Raw genomic sequence first — 1,565 nt, 5'->3', positions numbered from 1 at the left:
GCGCACCGGCTCATCAACGAGCACCAGGTGCCGCTCGTCGTCATCGAGGTGCAGCGCGGGCGCTACCTCGGCGAGGACGACATCGTCCGGCTCCAGGACGACTACGGGCGGACCGGGGTGCTCATCGAGTCCGTCGGGCGGTTGGTCGACTCGCGTCTTTGACGACGCCCGGGACGACTGATCGTCCCCAGCCCCCGTGGCCGCTCCATCTCACCTGACCGGTCCACCAGCTCCGCCGGTGGGAGGGAGCCACGCGCCGGCCCTATTCGCGCGACCCCTGTCGATGCAGCATCGGGCACGTTAACGTGGGCAGACCAGGCGCACCGCTAGTGTCCGCCAGTGACTGGATGTCCGTCGCCCGGCCACGCGGCGGGCACAGCGGTAGACCAGGTTGCCAACGAGTGGAAGTCCGACGTTTCGGGGGAAATGAACGTGACCGATCTGATCGTTCGACTTCGACGTCGCCGTGCCCCGGTGGCTATCGCCTACGACTCCTTCGCCTGGTTGTTCAGTTACGCCGCGTTCGCGTGGCTGCGGCTCGACGCCGACGCCGCGAGCGTGCCCTGGAGTGACGTCCTCGCCGCCGCGTTTTCGACCGCGATCCTCTACCTCGTCCTGGCCGCTCCAGTCCGGCTCCACCAGGGCCGCGCGCGGACCGCGAGCCTCGAGGAGATGCTGCTCCTCGGCATGCTGATGGGCGGCGTCGGCGGCGGGGTCTTCGTGGTCAACCTCGGGACCCAGTGGGTGCCGCGCAGCATCCCCGCGGGCGCCACGCTGTGCGCGCTGGTGCTCGCCGCGTGGGCGCGGGCCACCTGGCGGGCCCTCCAGGAGCGCGACGAGCGCACCGGCACCGCCGACGACACCGAGCGCACCCTGGTCATCGGCGCCGGCGAGGCCGGCCGCGAGCTGATCACCTCGATGCAGCGCGACCCGCTGCGCCGCTACGTCCCGGTCGGCCTGCTCGACGACGACCCCTACAAGCGACACCGGCGGCTGCGCGGCGTACCCGTTCTCGGGACCACCGCCGACCTCGCCCAGGAGGTCGCGCACACCGGCGCCACGATGGTCGTGATCGCGATCCCCAGCGCCAGCGCCGAGGTCGTCAACCGGCTGCGGCTGCGGGCCCTCGACGCGCACGTCGCCGTCAAGGTGCTGCCGTCGACCACCCAGCTGCTCACCGACAGCGTCGGCATCCGCGACCTGCGCGACATCAACATCACCGACGTGCTCGGCCGCAACCAGCTCGACACCGACATCGCCGCGATCGCCGGCTACCTCGCCGGCCAGAAGGTGCTCGTCACCGGCGCCGGCGGCTCGATCGGCTCCGAGCTGTGCCGCCAGATCCACCGGTTCCAGCCCGCCGAGCTGATGATGCTCGACCGCGACGAGTCCGCGCTGCACGCCGTGCAGCTCTCGATCAGCGGCCGGGCGCTGCTGGACTCCGACGACGTGATCCTCTGCGACATCCGCGACGAGGAGGCGGTCCGCCGCGTCTTCCTCACCCGCCGGCCGGACGTGGTCTTCCACGCGGCCGCGCTCAAGCACCTGCCGATGCTCGAGCAGTA

The 1,565-nt window shown here is 71.3% G+C and carries 2 protein-coding genes; both read left to right on the top strand.

Annotated features, from left to right (window positions below):
* Window positions 1-12 precede the first annotated feature (12 nt).
* The gene (locus tag VGD85_RS08745) at window positions 13-162 is read left to right on the top strand and encodes a hypothetical protein (protein ID WP_331063068.1); all 150 of its coding nucleotides are present in this window, start codon (window positions 13-15) and stop codon (window positions 160-162) included.
* 312 nt (window positions 163-474) lie between these two features.
* Window positions 475-1,565: polysaccharide biosynthesis protein (locus VGD85_RS08740; RefSeq protein WP_331063067.1), on the top strand; the 1,091-nt coding region annotated here is incomplete at its 3' end.

Origin of the sequence: Nocardioides sp. (assembly GCF_036401255.1) — a bacterium.
Classification (GTDB): domain Bacteria; phylum Actinomycetota; class Actinomycetes; order Propionibacteriales; family Nocardioidaceae; genus Nocardioides.
Note: the sequence above shows the minus strand (reverse complement) of the source record. Positions and strands in the feature narration are given on the sequence as shown.